The organism is Streptomyces sp. NPDC005962, assembly GCF_040629205.1.
GTDB lineage: Bacteria > Actinomycetota > Actinomycetes > Streptomycetales > Streptomycetaceae > Streptomyces.
Window position 1 is genome coordinate 395,644 of record NZ_JBEXVE010000002.1, and the last position, 19,576, is coordinate 415,219.

Sequence of the window (19,576 nt, forward strand, 5' to 3'; positions counted from 1 at the left end):
GCCACCAGGGTAGGGCCGTATCCCCCGGGGGAGGGGAACGGGGTCGGACGCGGGCCGGGTTCACGCCCGACGCCGGACGGTAGCGTCACGCTCATGAATCCCTTGGGCAACGGCCTCACCGACCAGGCTCCGGGCGATCCCGCCGCCGCCGACGACATGCTGGCGAGCCAGCCCGTCGGCTACTGGACCGGTCTGGCCCACACCACCGTCACCGGGCAGCTGCGCGACGCGATGGCCAGGATCGACGCCACCCAGCCGCAGTACTGGGTGCTCAACTGCGTGCACTCCTGGCCCGCCGCCCCGAGCCGCGAGGAGGTGGCCGCGCAGCTGACGCCCCTCGCGGACGGTCCGCACGAGATCGCCCGCGTCGTCGACCAGCTGCTGCACCGCCAGTGGCTCCGGGCCGACACCGGCGGCCGTCTGCACCTCACCGACGCGGGCGAAGCGGCCCGGCTGCGGCTGCGCGCTCTGGCCACCGAGGTGCGGGCCGTGGTGCACGAGGGGGTCGGGGACGAGGAGTACGTGGCCGCGCTCAAGGTGCTGCGGACCATGGTCGCCAACGTCCGGCGGGCCGAGGGCGTCAGCTGAGCAGCCGGGCCGGGGGCGTCAGCTGAGCAGCGGCAGGGCCGGGAAGGTGTGGTCCTGCCAGAGGAGCCGGGAGATCTCCTCCGGGTAGGCGGTGACCTCGGGCGTCGTGTCGAAGACCTGGGTCAGCCGCCCGGCGGGGTCGTACGCGGGCCAGCCCGGGTCGCCCGTCGTGGCGAACGCGGTCCAGGCCGCGCGGAAGCGGGACGACAGCGCCTCGGCCTCCGGCGGGGGCCCGGAGCGGTCGAAGAGCAGCATGCCGAGGTCGGCGTCGAAGGTGCCGAACAGCAGCGGTATGTCCAGGCCGTGGCAGGCGCCCATGACGCCGCCGCCCGCCGGGGCGGGCCAGGTCAGCTCGTACACATGCGCGCGGCCGCCCCCGGCCACCTGGGCCTCGGCCAGGTGCAGCGAGGGCATGTGGAACAGCCAGTCGGACTGGACGCGTTCGTGGAGTTCGGCGGGCGAGGCTCCGGGGAAGGCGGCGCGATAGGCCTGGGGGCCGTCCGGCCCCGGTGCGAAGGTGCGCAGGGCCGCCGCCGCTTCCTCCTCGCCCGCCTCTCCGAGCTGCCCGCCGAGCGCGAGGAAGAGCCGGAACTCGTCCCGGTTGTGCCCGGCGATCAGCTCCACGTCCCGGGCCGTACCGGCCGCCAGCGCCTGCCATGGAGTGGTCGGCAGCACCTCGCCGTCGACGACGGGTGCGAAGGGGATCGTCGTGTGGACGACCTGCCCCCACCGCTGCTCGTACTGGCGCATCTTGGGGCCCAGCGCCTCGCCCGCCGAGGTCAGCCGCCGCGGGTCCACCGTGGCCAGATCGGCGGCCGTGGGCCGCAGGCCCGCCTCGGCGGCGAGCGCGCCCGCGATGTCCCGGGCCAGCTCGCCCGAGAAGTACGTGCCCGGCACGCTCTGCGCGATGGCACGCCGGAACAGCCCCGCCGCGCTCGGCATGGCCAGCAGCGAGGCGATCGATCCGGCTCCGGCCGACTCCCCGAACACGGTGACCCGGCCGGGGTCGCCGCCGAACGCCGCGATGTTCTCCCGCACCCATTCCAGGGCCGCGACCTGGTCGAGCAGACCGCGGTTGGCGGGCGCCCCGTCGAGGAGGGCGAAGCCCTCGATGCCGACCCGGTAGTTCAGGGTGACCACGACGACATCGCCGTCGCGGGCGATGCGCCGGGCGTCGTAGCCGGGGCTGCCGGAGTGGCCGAGCTTGTAGGCGCCGCCGTAGATCCACACCATCACCGGACGGCGGGCCGCCGGGTCCGGCTCGGGTGTCCAGACGTTGACCGTCAGCCAGTCGTCGCCCACCGGCGTGTCCAGGACCCCGGCGCGGCCCGCGAACCCCGACTCCTGCGGGGGCGGCGGACCGAACGCGAACGCGTCCCGGGTCCCCTCCCAGCCGCGCACGGGGCGCGGCGCCTGGAACCGTGCGTCCCCGACCGGCGGTTCGGCGAACGGAATGCCGCGGAACACGGCGAGACCGCCCTCCCGGCGGCCACGCACCGCGCCGGCGGCGGCTCGCACCACGGGCGCGGCGGACCCGGCTGCCGACTCGCGGGACCCGGCTGTCGTCATCGATGGCTCCTCACGGTTCCTGGGGAACACGCTCCTGGGAGACACCACCATGCCCGAGCCCCACCCGATCGCCTCCGGCGGGGGCACGACGCGTTGGCGCGGCAGGAAGAAGAGGCAGATAGTGGAGGTGGACCCACTCCCGCGAGATCGGAGGACACCATGATTGTCCTCGGGGTCATTCTCCTCATCATCGGTCTGCTGACCGGCATCGCCATTCTGTGGACGATCGGCATCGTCCTTCTCGTCATCGGGGCGGTCCTGTGGGCCCTGGGCGCCGCCGGACACGCGGTCGCCGGACGGCGGCACTTCTACTAACGGATAGCGAATAGCGGATAGCGGACAGACGCGCGGGTCATCCCGCCCGGTAGAGCGCGGTGAGCAGTTCGATCACTGCCTGCCCCGCCGGATGCGGATCGTCCCGCCACCAGCCCAGCCGCACCGCGATCGGCTCGGCGTCGCGTACCGGTCGGTACACGATGCCGGGCCGCGGGTATTGGTGGGCGGTCGACTCGGCCGTCATCCCCACGCAGCTGCCCGTGGAGATCAGGTTGAGCCAGTCCTCGATGTCCTGCGTCTCCTCGGTGGCCGGGCGGGAACCGGGCGGCCACAGCTCGGGCGTGGTGGTGCCGGTCCGCCGGTCGACCAGCAGCGTGCGCTCGCCGATGTCGGCGAGCCTGATGGAGCGGCGCGAGGCCAGCGGGTCGTCCGCCGCCATCGCGCACAGCCGCCGCTCCAGCCCCACGATGGCCGAGTCGAAGCGGTGGTCCTCCAGCGGCCTGCGCAGTACGGCCAGGTCACAGGCGCCTTCCGCCAGACCGGCCGTGGTGGCGTTGACCCGGACGAGGTGCAGCCGGGTCTCCGGATGCGCGGCGGCCCAGCGGCGCTGGAAGGCGGGGGTGTGGCTGCCCAGCGCCGACCAGGCGTAGCCGATCCGCAGCCGGGTGTGGCCCGACGTGGCCTCCCGCACCAGATCGTCCACTTCCCCGAGCACCCGCCGGGCCTGCGCCACCACCCGCAGTCCGGTGCCGGTCGGGGTCACTGTCCGGGAGGTACGCCGCAACAGGCGTACCCCGAGGGCGCGTTCGAGCGAGGCCAGCGTGCGGGACACGGCCGCCTGCGACACCCCGAGCGCGATGGCGGCGTCGGTGAACGTGCCCTCGTCCACGATCGCGACGAGACAGCGCAGCTGCCGCAGCTCCACATCCATAACCACAGCGTATAGGTACGACGCTCAACGCATTTTGCGCAACGATCGCCCGACCGCACGATCGGGGTATGGACGCAGCCCACGCCACCGCTCCCGCTCCTGCCCCCGCGCACCGGACCGCCCCGTCACACCCCACCAGCGCCAGCGATCCGGACCGGAAACCGGCCGGGACGCCGCTGTCCGGTGTGCTCACCATGGCCGGCAGCGGCCTGTCCAACCAGACCGGCGCCGCGATCGGCTCCCTCGCCTTCCCCGTCCTCGGGGCCACCGGCGTCGTCGCGGTACGCCAGTACGTCGCCGCCGTCGTCCTGCTGGCCGTCGGCCGCCCCCGCTGGCGGTCCTTCACCAAGGAGCAGTGGTGGCCGGTGGTGCTGCTGGCCCTGGTCTTCGGCGCCATGAACCTGTCCCTGTACAGCGCCATCGACCGCATCGGCCTCGGGCTGGCGGTGACCCTGGAGTTCCTCGGCCCGCTGACCATCGCCCTGTCCGCCTCCCGCCGCCGCACGGACGCGTGCTGCGCGCTGGTCGCCCTGGCGGGCGTGGTCACGCTGATGCGCCCTCAGCCGTCGACCGACTACACGGGCCTCGGGCTCGGGCTGCTGGCCGCCGCCTGCTGGGCGTCGTACATCCTGCTCAACCGCACCGTCGGCCGCCGTGTCCCCGGCGCGCAGGGGTCGGCGGCCGCCGCGGCGCTCTCCGCCGTGCTGTTCCTGCCCGTCGGCATCGTCATCGCCGTCCAGCACCCGCCGACGCCGGGGGCGGCCGGGTACGCCATCGCCGCCGGTGTCCTCTCCTCCGCCGTGCCCTACCTCTCCGACCTGTTCACCCTGCGCCGGGTGCCCGCCCAGACCTTCGGGCTCTTCATGAGCGTCAACCCGGTCCTCGCCGCGGTCGTCGGATGGATCATCCTCGGCCAGAGCCTGGGGTGGACGGAGTGGGCGAGCGTCGGCGCCATCGTCGCGGCCAACGCGCTCAGCATCCTCACCTCGCGCGCGTGACCGCGACACCTCGCGCTTCGACCGCGACCTCGCGCGCGCGACCGTAGCTGAAAGTGCCTCACTTGCCGGTTTTGCGGGGTGCCGCCTACAGTTGCCGGGCCGTGGTGTTCGGGAAGCCGGTGGGAAACCGGAGCGGCCCTCGCCACTGTGATCGGGGAGTTCCCGTCCCGTTCCGAGGCCTCAGCAGCAGGCCGCGGAGCCACTGGCCGCAAGGGCGCGGCCGGGAAGGCAGGGGCGGTCGCGTCGACCCGTCAGCCAGGAGACCGGCCGCGGCATCTCACGAAGTGATCCACGAGGTGCTGGAGCGTGACCGCATGACCCTGCCCACCGCAACGCGCTGGCGGCGCGAGGACACCGTCCGGACCGCCGGGCTGCTGGCGGTGATCGTCGCCCTGCACGCCGTCGCCTTCGGCCTGCTCTTCCTGGTCGTCGCGCCCCAGCACTACGAGGCCGGGGCCAGGACGTTCGGCGTCGGCCTCGGGATCACCGCGTACACCCTCGGCATGCGGCACGCCTTCGACGCCGACCACATCGCCGCCATCGACAACACCACCCGCAAGCTGATGGCCGACGGCAAGCGGCCGGTGTCGGTGGGCTTCTGGTTCGCGCTCGGCCACTCCAGCGTCGTCGTCCTGCTGGCCGCGCTGGTCGCGGGCGGTACGCAGCTCGCGGGCACCCTGGTGAACGAGAACTCCGGCACCCACCAGGTGCTCGGCGTCATCGGCACCACCGTGTCCGGAACCTTCCTCTACCTCATCGCCGCGCTCAACCTGGTCGCCCTGCTCGGCATCCTGCGGGTCTTCAGGGCGATGCGCGCCGGGCAGTTCGACGAGACGGAGCTGGAGGCGCACCTGGACGCGCGCGGCTTCATGAACCGCGTCCTGGGCCGCTTCACGAAGTCCATCACCCGGCCCGGCCAGATGTACCCGCTCGGTTTCCTCTTCGGGCTCGGCTTCGACACCGCCACCGAGGTCACGCTGATGGTGATGGCCGGAAGCGGCGCCGCCGCGGGGCTGCCCTGGTACGCGATCCTGTGCCTGCCGCTGCTCTTCGCCGCCGGGATGAGCCTCTTCGACACCCTCGACGGCACCTTCATGAACTTCGCCTACCAGTGGGCGTTCTCCAACCCGGTCCGCAAGGTGTTCTACAACCTGGCCATCACCGGTCTGTCCATCGCGGTGGCCTTCCTCATCGGCACCATCGAGCTGGTCGGCGTCCTCCACGACAAGCTCGCCCTGCGGGACGCCGTCACCGGCTGGATATCCGCGCTGAACCTGGACAACGTCGGGTTCATCATCGTCGGGCTGTTCGTCGTGGTGTGGGCCGCGGCGCTGGCCTACTGGCGGATCGCCAAGGTCGAGCAGCGCTGGTCCGTCCGCACCGCCCCGGCCACCGCGGACGGCGACGGCGGCTGACGCCCCCGCGGCCCGGGGCCGGAGCCGGGGGCGTCCGTCCGGGTGACTGTGGTGGGGCGGGACCGACATGGCGGCCGCCGAACGGGAACCCGCATGGTGGCGCCCGGACGGTCCGGCCGCCCCCGCACCGGGAAGGCGGTACCGCTATGGGCCTGCCCCGTAACCGTGCACACGGCACCGTGACGCAGTGGCTGATCGGCGACCACCTCGTGTCCGGCCCGATGGAGCCGGGGGAGGAGATCGCGCTGCGCGTGGACCAGACGCTCACCCAGGACGCCACCGGCACCCTGGTGATGCAGGAGCTGGAGGCGCTGGCGCTGGACCGGGTCCGCACGCAGGTCAGCGTCCAGTACGTCGACCACAACATCCTCCAGGCCGACGAGCGCAACGCCGAGGACCACCTCTTCCTGCGCTCGGCCGCCCGCCGCTTCGGCCTGTGGTTCTCCAAGCCCGGCAACGGGGTCTCCCACCCGACCCATATGCAGCACTTCGGCGCTCCCGGCAGAACACTCGCCGGGTCCGACTCGCACACCTGCGCGGGCGGCTCGCTGGGCATGCTGGCGATTGGCACCGGCGGTCTGGAAGTCGCCCTCGCCATGGCCGGACGGCCGCTCCACCTCACCATGCCGAAGATCTGGGGCATCCGGCTGACCGGGGAACTGCCGCCCTGGGTCAGCGCCAAGGACGTGATCCTGGAGATGCTGCGCCGTCACGGGGTGCAGGGCGGCGTCCAGCGCGTGCTGGAGTATCACGGGCCCGGGCTGGCCTCCCTCACCGCCATGGACCGGCACGTCATCGCGAACATGGGGGCGGAACTCGGCGCCACCACCACCGTCTTCCCCGCCGACGACGCGGTGCGCCGCTTCCTCGACGGGGTCGGGCGCGGCGGGGACTTCACCGAGATCGTCGCGGACGAGGACGCCTCGTACGACCTCGACGAGGAGATCGACCTGTCGTCGCTGGAGCCGCTGATCGCACGGCCCACCTCGCCGGGCAACGTCGTACCGGTCCGGGAGGCCGCCGGGGAGCCCATCGGACAGGTGGTCATCGGCTCCTCCGCCAACCCCGGGTTCCGCGACTTCGCCGTACCGGCGGCCATGGTGGCCGGGCGGCAGACGGCGCCCGAGGTGAGCTTCGACATCAACCCGACGTCCCGCGAGATCCTCCAGGACCTGACGCGTTCCGGCGCCACCTTCGACCTGATCGCCGCCGGTGGCCGTATCCACCAGTCGGGCTGTCTCGGCTGCATCGGCATGGGACAGGCCCCCGCCGCGGGGCGCAACTCGCTGCGTACCTTCCCGCGCAACTTCCCCGGCCGCTCCGGCACCGAGGACGACGCGGTGTGGCTGTGCTCGCCGGAGACCGCCACGGCCTCCGCGCTGACCGGCGTCATCACGGACCCGCGCGACTGGGCCGACCGCCTGCCGGTGGCCCCTCCCGCACCGGACACCCCCGTACCGGCGTCGGTCAACGACGCCATGCTGGAGCCACCGCTGCCGCCGGACGAGGCCCACCGCGTCCGGCTGCGGCGCGGCCCCAACATCTCGGCCCTGCCCGACCTCGACCCGCTGCCGGACACCCTCGAAGGCCCGGTGCTCCTCAAGGCCGGTGACGACGTCTCGACGGACGAGATCTCCCCGGCCGGGGCGAAGGCCCTGCCCTACCGGTCCAACATCCCGAAGCTGGCCGAGTTCACCCTCACCCGGCTGGACCCCGACTACCCGCGGCGTGCCGCGTCGGTACGGGACGACGGCGGGCACCTCATTGTCGCCGGTGAGAACTACGGGCAGGGCTCGTCCCGCGAACACGCCGCCATCACCCCGCGCTACCTCGGGCTACGAGCCGTCATCGCCAAGACGTACGCCCGCATCCACTGGCAGAACCTCGCCAACTTCGGTGTCCTCGCCCTCGAATTCGACGATCCCGGCGACTACGAGCGCATCGGGGCCGACGACCGGCTGCGGCTGTCCGGTCTGCACGAGGCCCTCGCCCGGACGGACGACCGTACCCTGCGGGTACGCAATGTCACCCGGGACGAGGAGTACCTGCTGCGCCACCGACTCTCCCCCCGGCAGTGCGAGGCGGTTCTCGCGGGCGGCGTCATCCCCGCGCTCGCCCGCTGAGGGGTTCTCGTCCGCCGACGGGCCGTCATCGGGCCCCGCGGGTATGCATACGGGTCCGGGCGCCGGGTACCCGCGCCCCACGCTGTCGGCGAGTCCCCCGGGGGAACACGATGGCCAGGCTCTTCCGGTCCAGAATGAGGGCCGGTGGAGCCGCCTCCAGGGGCGGCGGCCGGTCGTATCAGTCGTCCAGGCCGCCGCTCTCACAGACCTGGCGGGCGATGTCCCGCAGCTTGATGTTGCGTTCCTGGGACACCCGCCGCAGCATATTGAAGGCGTCGTCCTCGCCGACCTTGAGGCGTTCCATGAGGATGCCCATGGCCTCGCCGATGGCGTGCCGGGTGGAGAGCGCCTGCTGGAGCTGGTCGGCGGTGCGGGCGCTGGAGAAGGCGACCGCGGCGTGCGAGGCCAGCAGCCACCCGGCCGTCTCGCTGCCCTTGGTGAAGGCGCCCGTGCTCCGCGAGTAGAGATTCAGCGAACCGAGTTCCTCTTCCCGGGTGTAGAGCAGGAACCCCATCATGCTCCCGATGCCCAGCGCATGGGCCCGGCGCCCGTACTCGGGCCACCTCTCCTGGGGCTCGGCGACATCTCTGATCCGGTAGACGGGTTCGCTGCGGAGCGCGGCGTCGAAGCACGGGCCTTCGCCGGTGTGCTCCTGCAACTGATCGGAGCGGACCACCAGCCCCTCGGTCGGGGCCAGGGTTTCCACCCGCTGACCGTGGAGGACCAGGATTCCGGCCGCGTCGCACCCCTCGACGTTCTCCACGGCGCCCGCGGTGATCCGCTCCAGCGTCGCGTCCACCGAGTCCTGCGCCAGCAGGTCCCGCGCCATCACGGCCATCCGCTCCGCGAAGCTCTCCCAGTCCATGCCCACCGTCTCTCTTCGCCGTCATCCGCCCGCAGGGTCATCATGGGCCCTGAAGGTAACGGCGGACCACGTAGGGCAGGATGCCGCCGTGGCGGAGGTAGGCCAGTTCCTGACGGGAGTGGACGCGCAGCCGCAGTCCGGCCGTGGTGCGCCGGCCGTCGCTGCGGTGGAGGTGCAGGTCCACCCGGTTGGTGCCGACGCGCAGCCGGCCGAGACCTTCGAAGGAGAGCTCCTCCTCTCCGGTGAACGCGTGCGCCGACGCGCTGTCGCCCTCGGCGAACTCCAGCGGCAGGACGCCCATGCCGATCAGGTTGCTGCGGTGAATGCGCTCGTACGACTCGGCGACGACCGCGCGCACTCCCAGCAGGGCCTGTGCCTTGGCCGCCCAGTCGCGGCTGGAGCCCGCGCCGTAGTCGCGGCCCGCGACGACGACCAGGTCGTAGCCCGCCTCGCGGTAGGTGGGCGCGGCCTCGTACACGGGCAGGACGCGGGTGCGGTCGGCCGTGTACGTGTGGGCGCCGCGTCCCGCCTCGGTGCTGCGGCGGGTGGCCAGCGCCGGCAGGCAGGTGGTGTCGTGCAGCATGATCCGGTTCGGGTGCACCGGCACGTCGCAGCCCCCGCCACCGGCCCGGCCCCGGCCGACCACGTCCGCCAGCGCACCGGGAGCCCGCCGGGCGACGTTCTCCAGCAGGACGCGGACCGCGTACGGGAGGGTGTGAGCCGACCAGCCGCCGGCCCTATTGATATCTCTCGCGTCTCAATAGGCTGCGACCAGGTATTTGTGGTGTATGGGACGTGTTCCCTACGCTGAGGCGCAGTGTGAGGGGAGTTTCCGATGGAACTCAGGCAGCTCCGGTATTTCGCGGCCGTCGCCGAGACCCGGCATTTCGGGAGGGCCGCGGAACGGCTGCACATGGCCCAGCCCCCGCTCTCCCAGGCGATCCGGCGGCTGGAGACGGAGCTGGGGGTGGAACTGTTCGCCCGTACCACCCGGCACGTCGCGCTGACCGGGGCCGGTGAGGTGTTCCGTACCGATGTGGAGCGGATTCTCACGGCGGTCGACGAAGCGGTGGCCCGGGTCGGACGGTTCGCCTCCGGCGCGGAGGGCGTGCTCCGCATCGGGCTGACGGGCTCCGCCTCGTACCGCCAACTGCCCGCGCTGGCACGGCTGGTGAAGCGCGAGCTGCCGCAGGTGATCCTGGAGGTGCACACCGACATGCTCACCCCCGCCCAGGAAGCGGGGCTGGCCGAGCGCCGCCTCGACGTCGGCGTGCTGCGCCCGCCGGTGCGGCGGGAGGGCCTCGTCCACCGCCCCATCGCCACCGAACCCCTGGTGGCCGCCGTCCCCGAGGGGCACTGGCTGGGTGAGGCGGACTCCGTACGGGTGGAGCAGCTGCGCGACGAGAACTTCATCATGTACGCGGCCCAGCTCGGCTCCGTCGTGGGCGACGCGGTGGTCCGCAGCTGCCTCGCCTCCGGCTTCTACCCGCACCGCGCCTACGAGGTCACCGAGACCTCGGCGGCCCTGGCGCTGGTCGCCGCGGGGCTCGGGGTGGCCGTGCTGCCGGACTCGATCCGCTCCGCGCCGCGCGAGGGAGTGGTGTGCAAGGACATCGAGGACGCCCTGTGCGTCCGGCTGGACCTCGCCTGGCGCGCGGACGACGACTCACCGCTGCTGCGGAACCTGCTGAAGGCGCTGGAGCAGAACGACGTGTTTCTCGAAGGAGAGCCCGCAGGGGAGCTCGAAGGCGAGCCCGCAGGAAGGCCTGAAGGAGAGCTCGAAGGAGAGCGGCATTGAAGATCGTCAAGGTGGAGGCCATCCCCTTCGCCATTCCCTACGAGAAGCCCCTGAGGTTCGCGAGCGGTGAGGTCCACACCGCCGACCACGTCCTGGTCCGTGTCCACACGGACGAAGGCCTGACGGGGACCGCCGAGGCGCCACCGCGGCCGTACACCTACGGAGAGACCCAGGAGTCGATCGTGGCGGTGATCGACAAGATCTTCGCGCCGCAGATCCTGGGCCTGACGCCGCTGGAGCGGGAGGCGGTCCACGAGAAGCTCGACCGGACCGTGGGCAACCCGACCGCCAAGGCAGCCGTCGACATGGCCCTGTGGGACATCCTCGGCCAGGCCGCGGGCATGCCGGTGTCCGGACTGCTCGGCGGCTTCGGCGACCGGATGCGGGTGAGCCACATGGTCGGGTTCGCGCCCACCGGGCAGATGGTGGACGAGGCGCTGCGGGTCCGGGACACCTACGGCATCACCACGTTCAAGGTGAAGGTCGGACGGCAGCCCTACCGCGCCGACGTCGACGCCTGCCGGGCGCTGCGCGAGGCCCTCGGCCCGGACACCGGGCTGTACATCGACGGCAACCGCGGCTGGACCGCCTCGGAGTCGGCGCGCGCCCTGCGCGAGATGGCCGACCTCGGCCTGACCTTCGCCGAGGAGCTCTGCCCCGCCGACGATGTGCTGGGGCGGCGCTGGCTGGTCGCCCAGAGCCCCATCCCCTTCATCGCCGACGAGAGCGCCACCCGGGCCGCCGAGGTCACCCGCGAACTCCTCGGCGGCTCCGCCACCGCCATCAGCATCAAGACCGCCCGCACCGGGTTCACCGCCTCCCAGCGGGTGCTGCACCAGTGCGAGGGGCTGGGCGTCGAAGTGGTCATGGGCAACCAGATCGACGGCCAGATCGGCACCCTGTGCGCGGTCGCCTTCGGCGCCGCCCACCGGACCGCCTCCCGGCACGCGGGCGAGCTCTCGAACTTCCTCGACATGACGGACGACCTCCTCGCCGAGCCGCTGACCATCGCGGACGGCACCCTGCGCGTCCGCGAGGGCGCCGGGCTCGGCATCGACATCGACCCCGCCAAGCTGGCCCGCTACCGCCGCGACCGCTGACCCGGCCCCGACACCACGCCACGCCACGCCACGCCACCCACGACCGACGGACAAGGAACGCGATCATGACCGATATCAGCACCGACGCCCCCGCCGAGCAGGCCACCGCGGCCGCCTCCGGAGCCGCCGCTACCGAGCGGTTCCGCACCAAGGGGCACACCGGCGCCGCCGGGGCCGACACCTCACGCGTGGACACCCTGGTCTCCGAACTCCTCGCCGCCACCCACGACATCATCCGCCGCCACAAGCTGAGCTACGCCGAGTACGACGCGCTCAAGTCGTGGCTGATCCAGGTCGGCGAGGACGGCGAGTGGCCGCTCTTCCTGGACGTCTGGGTCGAACACGTCGTGGAGGAGGTCGCGGGCGAGAACCGCGAGGGCAGCAAGGGCACCATCGAGGGCCCGTACTACGTCTCCGGCGCCCCGAGCCTGCCCGCCGAGGCGACCCTGCCCATGCGTGACGGCGAGGAGGGCACCCCGCTGCTCTTCCAGGGACAGATCACCCGCGTGGACGGCACCCCGCTGCCGGGCGCCGTGATCGAGATGTGGCACGCCGACAACGACGGCTACTACTCCCAGTTCGCCCCGGGACTGCCCGAGTGGAATCTGCGCGGCACCGTCGTCGCCGACGGACAGGGCCGCTTCGGGATTCACACCATCGAGCCCGCGCCCTACCAGATCCCCACCGACGGCTCCTGCGGCAGGCTCATCGACGCCGCGGGCTGGCACGCCTGGCGCCCCGCACACCTCCATCTGAAGGTCTCGGCGCCCGGCCACCAGCTCGTCACCACCCAGCTGTACTTCAAGGGCGGCAGCCATGTCGCGGACGACATCGCCCGGGCCGTGAAGCCCGAACTCATCCTCGACCCCGGCCCGGCGGCGGACGGCGGCGGCCGCGAGGTCACCTACGACTTCGTTCTCGACAAGGTGTGACGCACGATGCTGTTCGCGGTACGGATGGACGTCGACATACCGCGCGACCTCGACCCCGAGGTGCGCACGGATCTGGTGGCGCGTGAGAAGGCGTACTGCCGGGACCTGCAGAAGGCAGGCACCTGGGTGCACATCTGGCGCTGCGTCGGGCAGTACGCCAACGTCAGCGTCTTCGACGTCGAGGACAACGAGGAACTCCACCGCGTCCTGTGGAACCTGCCCCTCTTCCCCTACCTGACGATCGAGGTCACACCGCTGGCCCAGCACCCCTCCGACCTGGCGGCCGACGACGCCGGGGCATGAGGGAACGAACGACGAGCAGAGAACTGACGAAGGAGGCGGACACCATGGGGACGGCCGCACCACGCGTGGCCATCGTGGGCGCGGGGATCGGGGGACTGACCCTCGGGCTCTTCCTGCGGCAGCGCGGCATCGACGCCGAGATCTTCGAGCAGGCGGAGGAGCTGAAGGAGACCGGCGCCGCGGTGGCGCTGTCCGCCAACGCCACTCGGCTGCTGGACGAACTCGGCCTCGGCACCGCACTCGCGCGACACTCCGCCGAGCCCACCGAACTGGTCTACCGCCACTGGCGGGACGGCCACCGGGTGGCCGCCCACCCGGTCGGCGAGGTGTACCGCGAGCGGTACGGCGGAGCCTACCGAGGTGTGCACCGGGCGGTGTTCCAGACCATCCTGAGCACGGCGTGGGGCCGGGACGGGCTGCACCTCGGCGCGCGGGTGCGCGGCCTGGCCGAGGAGCGGGACGGAATGCGCCTGGAGCTGGATGACGGCCCCGGCGCGGCCCGCTTCGACCTCGTGGTCGGCGCCGACGGTGTCCACTCCGCGGTCCGCCGCTGGATACACCCCGGTGAATCCGCCGTGTACTCGGGCACCAGTGGCTTCCGGGGCCTGGTGCCCGCCGAACGGGTGCCGTCGCTGCCCGATCCGCGGGCCATCCAGTTCTGGATGGGGCCGGGCGGACACGTCCTGCACTACCCGATCGACCGGCAGGGCACGGTCAACTTCCTCGCGGTGCTCCGGGGACCCGCCCGGTGGACCGCCGGTTCCTGGCGCGCCGAGGCCGCGCCGGGCGAGCTCGCCGCCGCGTTCGACGGATGGCATCCGGCGATGGCCGAGATGGTCACCGGCGCCCCGCAGAGCGACCGTTGGGCCCTGTTCGGCCAGGACCCGCTGCGGAGCTGGGCCCGTGGGCGCGCGGTGCTGCTCGGGGACGCCGCGCACGCCATGCTGCCGCACCACGGCCAGGGCGCCAACCAGACCATCGAGGACGCCGCCACCCTGGCCGACTGCCTGGCCGGGACTGCCGGGCCAAAGGCCCGCGGCGCCGCGCTGAGCCGTTACGAGCGGCTGCGCCGCGCCCGTACCCGGCAGGTGCAGCGCAGCTCGTGGGTGACCTCGGACCTGCTGCATCTGCCCGACGGGCCCGCGGCCGAGCGGCGTGACCGCAAGCTGGCCACCGTGCCCGAGGACTTCGGCTGGATTCACGCGTACGACGTACGACGCGCCGGGTGACGCACGGCGGGTGCCGCGCGGGGACTGCTGCCGGGTTCGGTTGAGACGGTTGACAGTCCTGCGCGGCTCCCCGACCATGCGCTGAGATGGGAGCGCTCCCACCGTCTCGTCCCGCCATGTCCCGTCGTCAGCACGGCCGTTGAGAAGGAGACCCCCGCGCATGACTCGAAGAGCCGCGTCGGCGGCCGTGGTGCTGCTGGTGGCCGCCGCCGGTCTGGCAGGCCCCCAGGCGAGTGCCTTACCGGGCGGGGGAGTGCGGCCCGCCGCCTCCTCCGTCGCCGAAGGCCCCGCCCTCAGCGTCGACACCACCACCGGCCGCAAGGCGATCGACCCGCACATCTACGGGATCAACTTCGCCGACGAGGCACTGGCCGAGGAACTGCGCCTGCCGGTCCGGCGCTGGGGCGGCAACGCCACGACCCGCTACAACTACCAGCAGGACGCGTACAACGCGGGCGCGGACTGGTACTTCGAGAACCTCTTCTACAACAACGGCACCGCCCAGCTGCCGGACGGCTCGGAAGCGGACAAGTTCGTCGAGCAGAACCGCCGCACCGGCACCGACACCGTGCTGACCGTGCCGATGAGCGGCTGGACGACGGCCGAGCGCAACGCCGCCTGCGGCTTCAGCATCGCCAAGTACGGCCCCCAGAAGGCGAGCGACGCCCAGTGGCGGCCGGACTGCGGCAACGGCGTGAAGGCCGACGGCACGAACGTCACCGGCAACGACCCGGCCGAGACCAGCGTCCCCGCGGGCCCGGAGTTCACCAAGGGCTGGGTCGAGTATCTGAAGCGCACCTACGGCGCCGCGGACTCCGGCGGCGTCCGCTTCTACAACCTCGACAACGAGCCCGACCTGTGGTGGAGCACCCACCGCGACGTCCACCCGGCGGGCACCGGCTACGACGAGATGCGCGACAGCACGTACGCCACCGCCGCCGCCATCAAGGACGCCGACCCGGGGGCGCGGACCCTCGGCCCGGTCGGCTGGGGCTTCAACTCCCTCATCTACTCCGGCCTCGACCAGAAGACCTGCAACGAGAAGGGCGGCGACTGCTGGTCCAACCCGCCCGACCGGGCGGCCCACGGCGGGCAGCTGTTCGCGCCCTGGTACCTCCAGCAGATGAAGGCGTACGAGGAGAGCCACGGCCGCCGCATCCTGGACTACTTCGACGAGCACATCTACCCCCAGCAGACCGGGGTGTTCGGCGGCGGTGTGGACGAGGCCACCCAGGCGCTGCGGCTGCGTTCCACCCGGCAGCTGTGGGACCCCACCTACGTCGACGAGAGCTGGATCAACCAGCCCATCCAGTTCATCCCGCGCATGCGCTCCCTGGCCGACGAGAACTATCCGGGCACCAAACTCGCCATCACCGAGTACAACTGGGGCGCGCTGGACCACATCAACGGGGCCCTCGCCCAGGCCGATGTGCTCGGCATCTTCGGACGGGAGGGGCTGGACCTCGCCACCCTGTGGGACCCGCCCACCTCCACCGAGCCCGGCGCCTTCGCCTTCCGCATGTTCCGCAACTACGACGGCGAGGGCGGCTCCTTCGGCGACACCGCGGTCCGCGCCGCCAGCGCCGACCAGGACAAGCTCGCGGTCTACGCGGCCGAGCGCAGCGGCGACAAGGCGCTGACCGTCATCGTCGTCAACAAGACCACCGGCGATCTGACCGCCCCGGTGTCCATGACCGGCACCACCGCGCCGGGCGGCGCGGCGCAGGTCTACCGGTACGGCCAGGACGACGTCACCGCGATCAGGCACCTGGCCGATCAGCCGCTGACCAACGGCGGTTTCACCGCCACCTTCCCGGCCTACTCCATCACCGAGTACGTCCTGCCCGCCGGATCGCCGGAGGCCGAGCCGCCCACCGCGCCCGGCACCCCCGCCGCCACCGCCGTCGGCTCCGACCGGGCCACCCTCGCCTGGGGCGCGTCCACCGCCGGATCGTCCCCGGTGGCGCGGTACGAGGTGTACTCCGGCGACACCACGGGCGCCCCGGTCGCCACGGTCGACGCCCCCGCCACGAGCGCCACCGTCACCGGACTGTCCCCGGCCACCGCCTACACCTTCCGCGTCGTGGCCAAGGACACCGCCGGGCGCAGCTCCCCGCCATCCGCCGCGGTGAAGGTGACCACGGCCGCGGCCCCGGCGGCCTCCTGCACGGTCGGCTACACCGTGGGCACCGACTGGGGCAGCGGCTTCACGGCCACCGTCACGATCACCAACAAGGGACCCACGGTGAACGGCTGGCAGCTCGGCTTCTCCTTCACCGGAAACCAGAAGGTCACCCAGGGCTGGAACGGCACGTGGAGCCAGAACGCCAGCGCGGTCACCGTGAAGGACGCGGGCTGGAACGCCACCCTGGCCACCGGCGGCTCCACCGCCATCGGCTTCAACGGCGCCTACACCGGCACCAACCCCGCGCCACGGGACTTCACCCTGAACGGCAAGCCGTGCACCGCCCCCGGCACCGCGGCCGCCGCACACATCGCGGCCCCGGTCGGCCACGCGCCCGGCGCCGACGCCGTACGAGGAGAGAACCCCGACCGGAGGAGGCCGCGATGACCGCGCACGGATACGGGCGCAGGCTCAGGGCCGCCCTGCTCGCCACCGTGACCGCCCTGGCGGCGGCCCTGCTCGCCGCACCAACCGGGGCGTCCGCCGTGAACGCGCTCAGCATGCGCGGCGCCGATGTGTCGACCGCGCAGCGCGCCCTCGACCTCGGCGCCACGTACTACGACGCGAACGGCAACGCCGCCGACCCCCTCGACATCCTCAAGGGCGCCGGAGTGAACTACGTCCGCCTGCGGGTCTGGAACAACCCCGCCAGCGGCTACAACAACAAGGCCAAGGTGCTGGCCTACGCGAAGGCGGTCAAGGCCAAGGGGCTGGGGCTGCTGGTCGACTTCCACTACTCCGACACCTGGGCCGACCCGGGCAATCAGCGCAAGCCCGCGGCCTGGGCGAGCCACGGTATCGGCCAGCTCCAGACGGATGTCTACAACTACACCTACGACGTCTGCAACAGCCTCAAGGCCCAGGGCACCACGCCGGACAGCGTGCAGATCGGCAACGAGATCAACGTCGGCATGCTGTGGAACGACGGCAAGGTGGTCGACAACGACTTCACCAACCTCAGCCTCCTGCTGAAGGCGGGCTACAACGCCACCAAGGCGTGCAACAGCGCCACCAAGGTGATCATTCACACCGCGAACGCGGACAGCGACGCACACGCCCGCTGGTTCTACGACGGGATCAAGGCCAAGGGGGTCAGCTGGGACATCACCGGGCTGTCCTACTACTGCATGTGGCACGGCTCGCTGACCACCCTGTACGACGTCACCGCCGACATGAGGTCCCGCTACGGCAAGGACGTGGTCATCGCCGAGACCGCGTACCCCTTCACCAGCGCGAACGCCGACAGCACCGGCAACTCGGTCACCTCCGGCTGCTCGGGCTATCCGCTCACCTGGGCGGGCCAGGCCGCCAACTTCACCGACGTCCAGAACACCGCCCGCAACGCCGGTGCGATCGGTGTCTTCTACTGGGAACCCACCTGGTACGCGGTCCCCGGCAACGGCTGGGACCCGGCCGACATCAACAACAGCGGGGACGGCTGGGACAACATGGCCGTCTTCAACTGGACCGGCCGGCTGAATCCGAACATCAGATGGGCCCCATAGCCCACACCCCATAGCCCCACCCCCTAGTCACTCCATCGCACACCTGATCGATTACCTGGGTACACTGCCCCCATGGGCGCGTATCTCCAGGGCTCGCTCTTCGACCAGGCCGACGACGCGGTCCTCGGCCCGCTGCGCGGGGTGCGCAGGACCGCGCTGCGGGACGGGGCCTGGATCGACCTGCTGACCGGATGGCTGCGGGGCGCGGACGACCTGTTCGCGCGGCTCGCCGCCGACGTCCCCTGGAAGGCCGAGCGGCGGCGGATGTACGACCGGACCGTGGAGGTCCCGCGGCTGCTCGCCTTCTACGGCGCCGACGACGCGCTGCCCCACCCCGTCCTCACAGAGGCCCGGGACGCGCTCTCCGCGCACTACGCCGCCGAGCTGGGGGAACCGTTCACCACGGCCGGGCTGTGCTACTACCGCGACGGCCGCGACAGCGTGGCCTGGCACGGCGACCGGACCGGCCGCGGCAGCGCCGAGGACACCATGGTCGCCATCCTGTCCGTCGGCGCGCCCCGTGATCTGCTGCTCCGCCCCCGCGGTGGCGGGGCCGCGATACGGCGGCCGCTCGGGCACGGCGATCTGATCGTGATGGGCGGATCGTGCCAGCGGACCTGGGAACACGCCATCCCCAAGAGCACGCGGACGACCGGGCCGCGGATCAGCGTCCAGTTCCGCCCCACCGGGGTGCGATGACCCTCGGCCTCTTGAGCCGATCAGCGCTGTGCACGATGCTCAAGGCCTGACCACGGACGTGCCCCGGCGCGAGGAAGGTGGCGGCGATGCGTGCCGAGCCGGACGGCGGCGACTCCCTGCTGCGGAAGGTGCGGCTGATCCTGGGGGCCTTCGACACCGGGGCGCCGGTGCTCGGTCTTTCGGAGCTGGCCCGGCGGACCGAGCTGGCGAAGACCACCGTGCACCGGGTGGCCACCGAGATGGTCGGGGTCGGCCTGCTGAACCGGCACGGCCGCCGCTATGAGCTGGGCTCCCTCCTCTTCGAGCTGGGCCAGCGCGCGCCCCGGACCAGGGCCCTGCGGCTGATCGCGGCCCGCTACCTCGAAGACCTGGCGCTGACCACCCGGGAGACCGTCGTGCTCGCCTTCCCCGGCGACCACGACGTGCTCTTCGTCGAGAAGTACTTCAGCCAGCGAGGCGGCGGTGTCGCCGTCACCGAGGTCGAGGGCCGGGTGCCGTTCCACTGCGGGGCGTCGGGCAAGGCGCTGCTGGCCTTCGGCTCCACGGCGACACGCGAGGCCGTCATGGCCTCACCGCTGCGCCGCCGCACCCCGTGGACGATCACCGATCCGGCCCGGCTGGAGGCCGAGCTGGAGCAGGTGCGCCGCCAGGGCTACGCCGTCGAGCGTCAGGAGCTGGTCGTGGGCTACGGGGCGGTCGCCGCGCCCGTGTTCGCCGACGGGGTCGCCGTGGCGACCCTGACCGTGGTCGGCCCGGTCGACCGGCTGGACGTGCGCCGGACGGCTCCCGTGGTCGGGGCGGCGGGCCGCGCGCTGACCCGGGATGTCGCGCCGGTGAAGGGCTGATTTCCGGCTCGGGGGTGTCTTGTCGATCAGGCCGGATCAGCGAGCGGCGTCTGGTGCAGGGGGCACCTCCCAGCGGTAGCTGGGGGAGGCGCTGCGTGCGACGAGCGCGGGGCCGCGAGGTGCCGCCCGCCGCGGCAGCGGCTGATGTCACAGCGGCGTCGGGAGCCCGGCATGATCGGCAAGACACCCTCTGGCGGCCGGGGCCGCAAATTTTT

General features: G+C 72.2%; 18 protein-coding genes and 1 riboswitch. Of the genes, 14 read left to right on the top strand and 4 right to left on the bottom strand.

The features are described 5' to 3' along the window. Positions 1 to 93: 93 nt before the first annotated feature. Positions 94 to 588 carry a MarR family transcriptional regulator gene (locus tag ABZ370_RS05330; protein WP_358616723.1) on the top strand — a complete coding sequence of 165 codons (495 nt, stop codon included), beginning with the start codon at positions 94 to 96 and terminating at the stop codon, positions 586 to 588. Positions 589 to 606: 18 nt separating this feature from the next. Here ABZ370_RS05330 and ABZ370_RS05335 read toward each other — a convergent pair whose 3' ends face one another. Continuing rightward, the gene (locus ABZ370_RS05335; protein ID WP_358616726.1) at positions 607 to 2,157 is read right to left on the bottom strand and encodes a carboxylesterase family protein; all 1,551 of its coding nucleotides are present in this window, start codon (positions 2,155 to 2,157) and stop codon (positions 607 to 609) included. 159 nt (positions 2,158 to 2,316) lie between these two features. Between ABZ370_RS05335 and ABZ370_RS05340 the strand changes: the two genes are divergently transcribed. Then, positions 2,317 to 2,472 carry a DUF6131 family protein gene (locus tag ABZ370_RS05340; RefSeq protein ID WP_358616729.1) on the top strand — a complete coding sequence of 52 codons (156 nt, stop codon included), beginning with the start codon at positions 2,317 to 2,319 and terminating at the stop codon, positions 2,470 to 2,472. Between the two features lie 37 nt (positions 2,473 to 2,509). Here ABZ370_RS05340 and ABZ370_RS05345 read toward each other — a convergent pair whose 3' ends face one another. After that, positions 2,510 to 3,364: a LysR family transcriptional regulator gene (locus ABZ370_RS05345; protein WP_358616732.1), complete on the bottom strand. Its 855-nt coding sequence runs from the start codon at positions 3,362 to 3,364 to the stop codon at positions 2,510 to 2,512. Positions 3,365 to 3,432: 68 nt separating this feature from the next. On the opposite strand from ABZ370_RS05345, the gene ABZ370_RS05350 reads away from it, so the two are divergent. From ABZ370_RS05350 to ABZ370_RS05360, 3 genes are all read left to right on the top strand, one after another. Then, entirely contained in the window at positions 3,433 to 4,362 is a 930-nt protein-coding gene (locus ABZ370_RS05350; RefSeq protein WP_358616735.1) for an EamA family transporter, read from the top strand. An 85-nt stretch (positions 4,363 to 4,447) separates the two neighbouring features. Beyond that, positions 4,448 to 4,649: riboswitch (cobalamin riboswitch) on the top strand. Positions 4,650 to 4,676: 27 nt separating this feature from the next. After that, positions 4,677 to 5,777 carry a HoxN/HupN/NixA family nickel/cobalt transporter gene (locus ABZ370_RS05355; RefSeq protein ID WP_358616737.1) on the top strand — a complete coding sequence of 367 codons (1,101 nt, stop codon included), beginning with the start codon at positions 4,677 to 4,679 and terminating at the stop codon, positions 5,775 to 5,777. Positions 5,778 to 5,923: 146 nt separating this feature from the next. Continuing rightward, complete coding sequence (locus ABZ370_RS05360; RefSeq protein ID WP_358616739.1) at positions 5,924 to 7,900, top strand: aconitate hydratase; 1,977 nt, start codon at positions 5,924 to 5,926, stop codon at positions 7,898 to 7,900. Between the two features lie 178 nt (positions 7,901 to 8,078). On the opposite strand, the gene ABZ370_RS05365 is transcribed toward ABZ370_RS05360, so the two are convergent. Together ABZ370_RS05365 and ABZ370_RS05370 are read right to left on the bottom strand one after the other, a co-directional pair. Further along, positions 8,079 to 8,765 (bottom strand): GAF and ANTAR domain-containing protein, encoded by a 687-nt coding sequence (locus tag ABZ370_RS05365; RefSeq protein ID WP_358616742.1) that lies wholly within the window; start codon positions 8,763 to 8,765, stop codon positions 8,079 to 8,081. Between the two features lie 40 nt (positions 8,766 to 8,805). Then, a complete protein-coding gene (locus ABZ370_RS05370; protein WP_358616745.1) occupies positions 8,806 to 9,411 on the bottom strand; it encodes an aconitate hydratase in 606 nt (201 codons plus the stop codon). Between the two features lie 189 nt (positions 9,412 to 9,600). On the opposite strand from ABZ370_RS05370, the gene ABZ370_RS05375 reads away from it, so the two are divergent. The 9 genes from ABZ370_RS05375 to ABZ370_RS05415 all read left to right on the top strand — a co-directional run bounded on the left by ABZ370_RS05375 (position 9,601) and on the right by ABZ370_RS05415 (position 19,361). After that, complete coding sequence (locus tag ABZ370_RS05375) at positions 9,601 to 10,563, top strand: LysR substrate-binding domain-containing protein (protein WP_358616748.1); 963 nt, start codon at positions 9,601 to 9,603, stop codon at positions 10,561 to 10,563. After that, a complete protein-coding gene (locus tag ABZ370_RS05380; protein ID WP_358616751.1) occupies positions 10,560 to 11,663 on the top strand; it encodes an enolase C-terminal domain-like protein in 1,104 nt (367 codons plus the stop codon). The genes ABZ370_RS05375 and ABZ370_RS05380 overlap by 4 nt, the downstream gene beginning before the upstream one ends. Before the next feature lie 65 nt (positions 11,664 to 11,728). Beyond that, the gene (gene catA / locus ABZ370_RS05385; protein ID WP_358616754.1) at positions 11,729 to 12,595 is read left to right on the top strand and encodes a catechol 1,2-dioxygenase; all 867 of its coding nucleotides are present in this window, start codon (positions 11,729 to 11,731) and stop codon (positions 12,593 to 12,595) included. A 6-nt stretch (positions 12,596 to 12,601) separates the two neighbouring features. After that, positions 12,602 to 12,898, top strand: a complete 297-nt coding sequence (catC, locus tag ABZ370_RS05390; RefSeq protein ID WP_358616756.1) for a muconolactone Delta-isomerase — start codon at positions 12,602 to 12,604, stop codon at positions 12,896 to 12,898. Positions 12,899 to 12,942: 44 nt separating this feature from the next. Next, a complete protein-coding gene (locus ABZ370_RS05395; RefSeq protein WP_358616759.1) occupies positions 12,943 to 14,127 on the top strand; it encodes an FAD-dependent monooxygenase in 1,185 nt (394 codons plus the stop codon). A 160-nt stretch (positions 14,128 to 14,287) separates the two neighbouring features. After that, the gene (locus ABZ370_RS05400; protein WP_358616762.1) at positions 14,288 to 16,699 is read left to right on the top strand and encodes a glycoside hydrolase family 44 protein; all 2,412 of its coding nucleotides are present in this window, start codon (positions 14,288 to 14,290) and stop codon (positions 16,697 to 16,699) included. Then, positions 16,696 to 17,817 carry a glycosyl hydrolase 53 family protein gene (locus tag ABZ370_RS05405; RefSeq protein ID WP_358616764.1) on the top strand — a complete coding sequence of 374 codons (1,122 nt, stop codon included), beginning with the start codon at positions 16,696 to 16,698 and terminating at the stop codon, positions 17,815 to 17,817. Before ABZ370_RS05400 ends, ABZ370_RS05405 begins: the two co-directional genes overlap by 4 nt. A gap of 72 nt (positions 17,818 to 17,889) precedes the next feature. Continuing rightward, complete coding sequence (locus ABZ370_RS05410) at positions 17,890 to 18,516, top strand: alpha-ketoglutarate-dependent dioxygenase AlkB (protein ID WP_358616767.1); 627 nt, start codon at positions 17,890 to 17,892, stop codon at positions 18,514 to 18,516. An 86-nt stretch (positions 18,517 to 18,602) separates the two neighbouring features. After that, entirely contained in the window at positions 18,603 to 19,361 is a 759-nt protein-coding gene (locus tag ABZ370_RS05415) for an IclR family transcriptional regulator (RefSeq protein WP_358616770.1), read from the top strand. Positions 19,362 to 19,576: the final 215 nt, after the last annotated feature.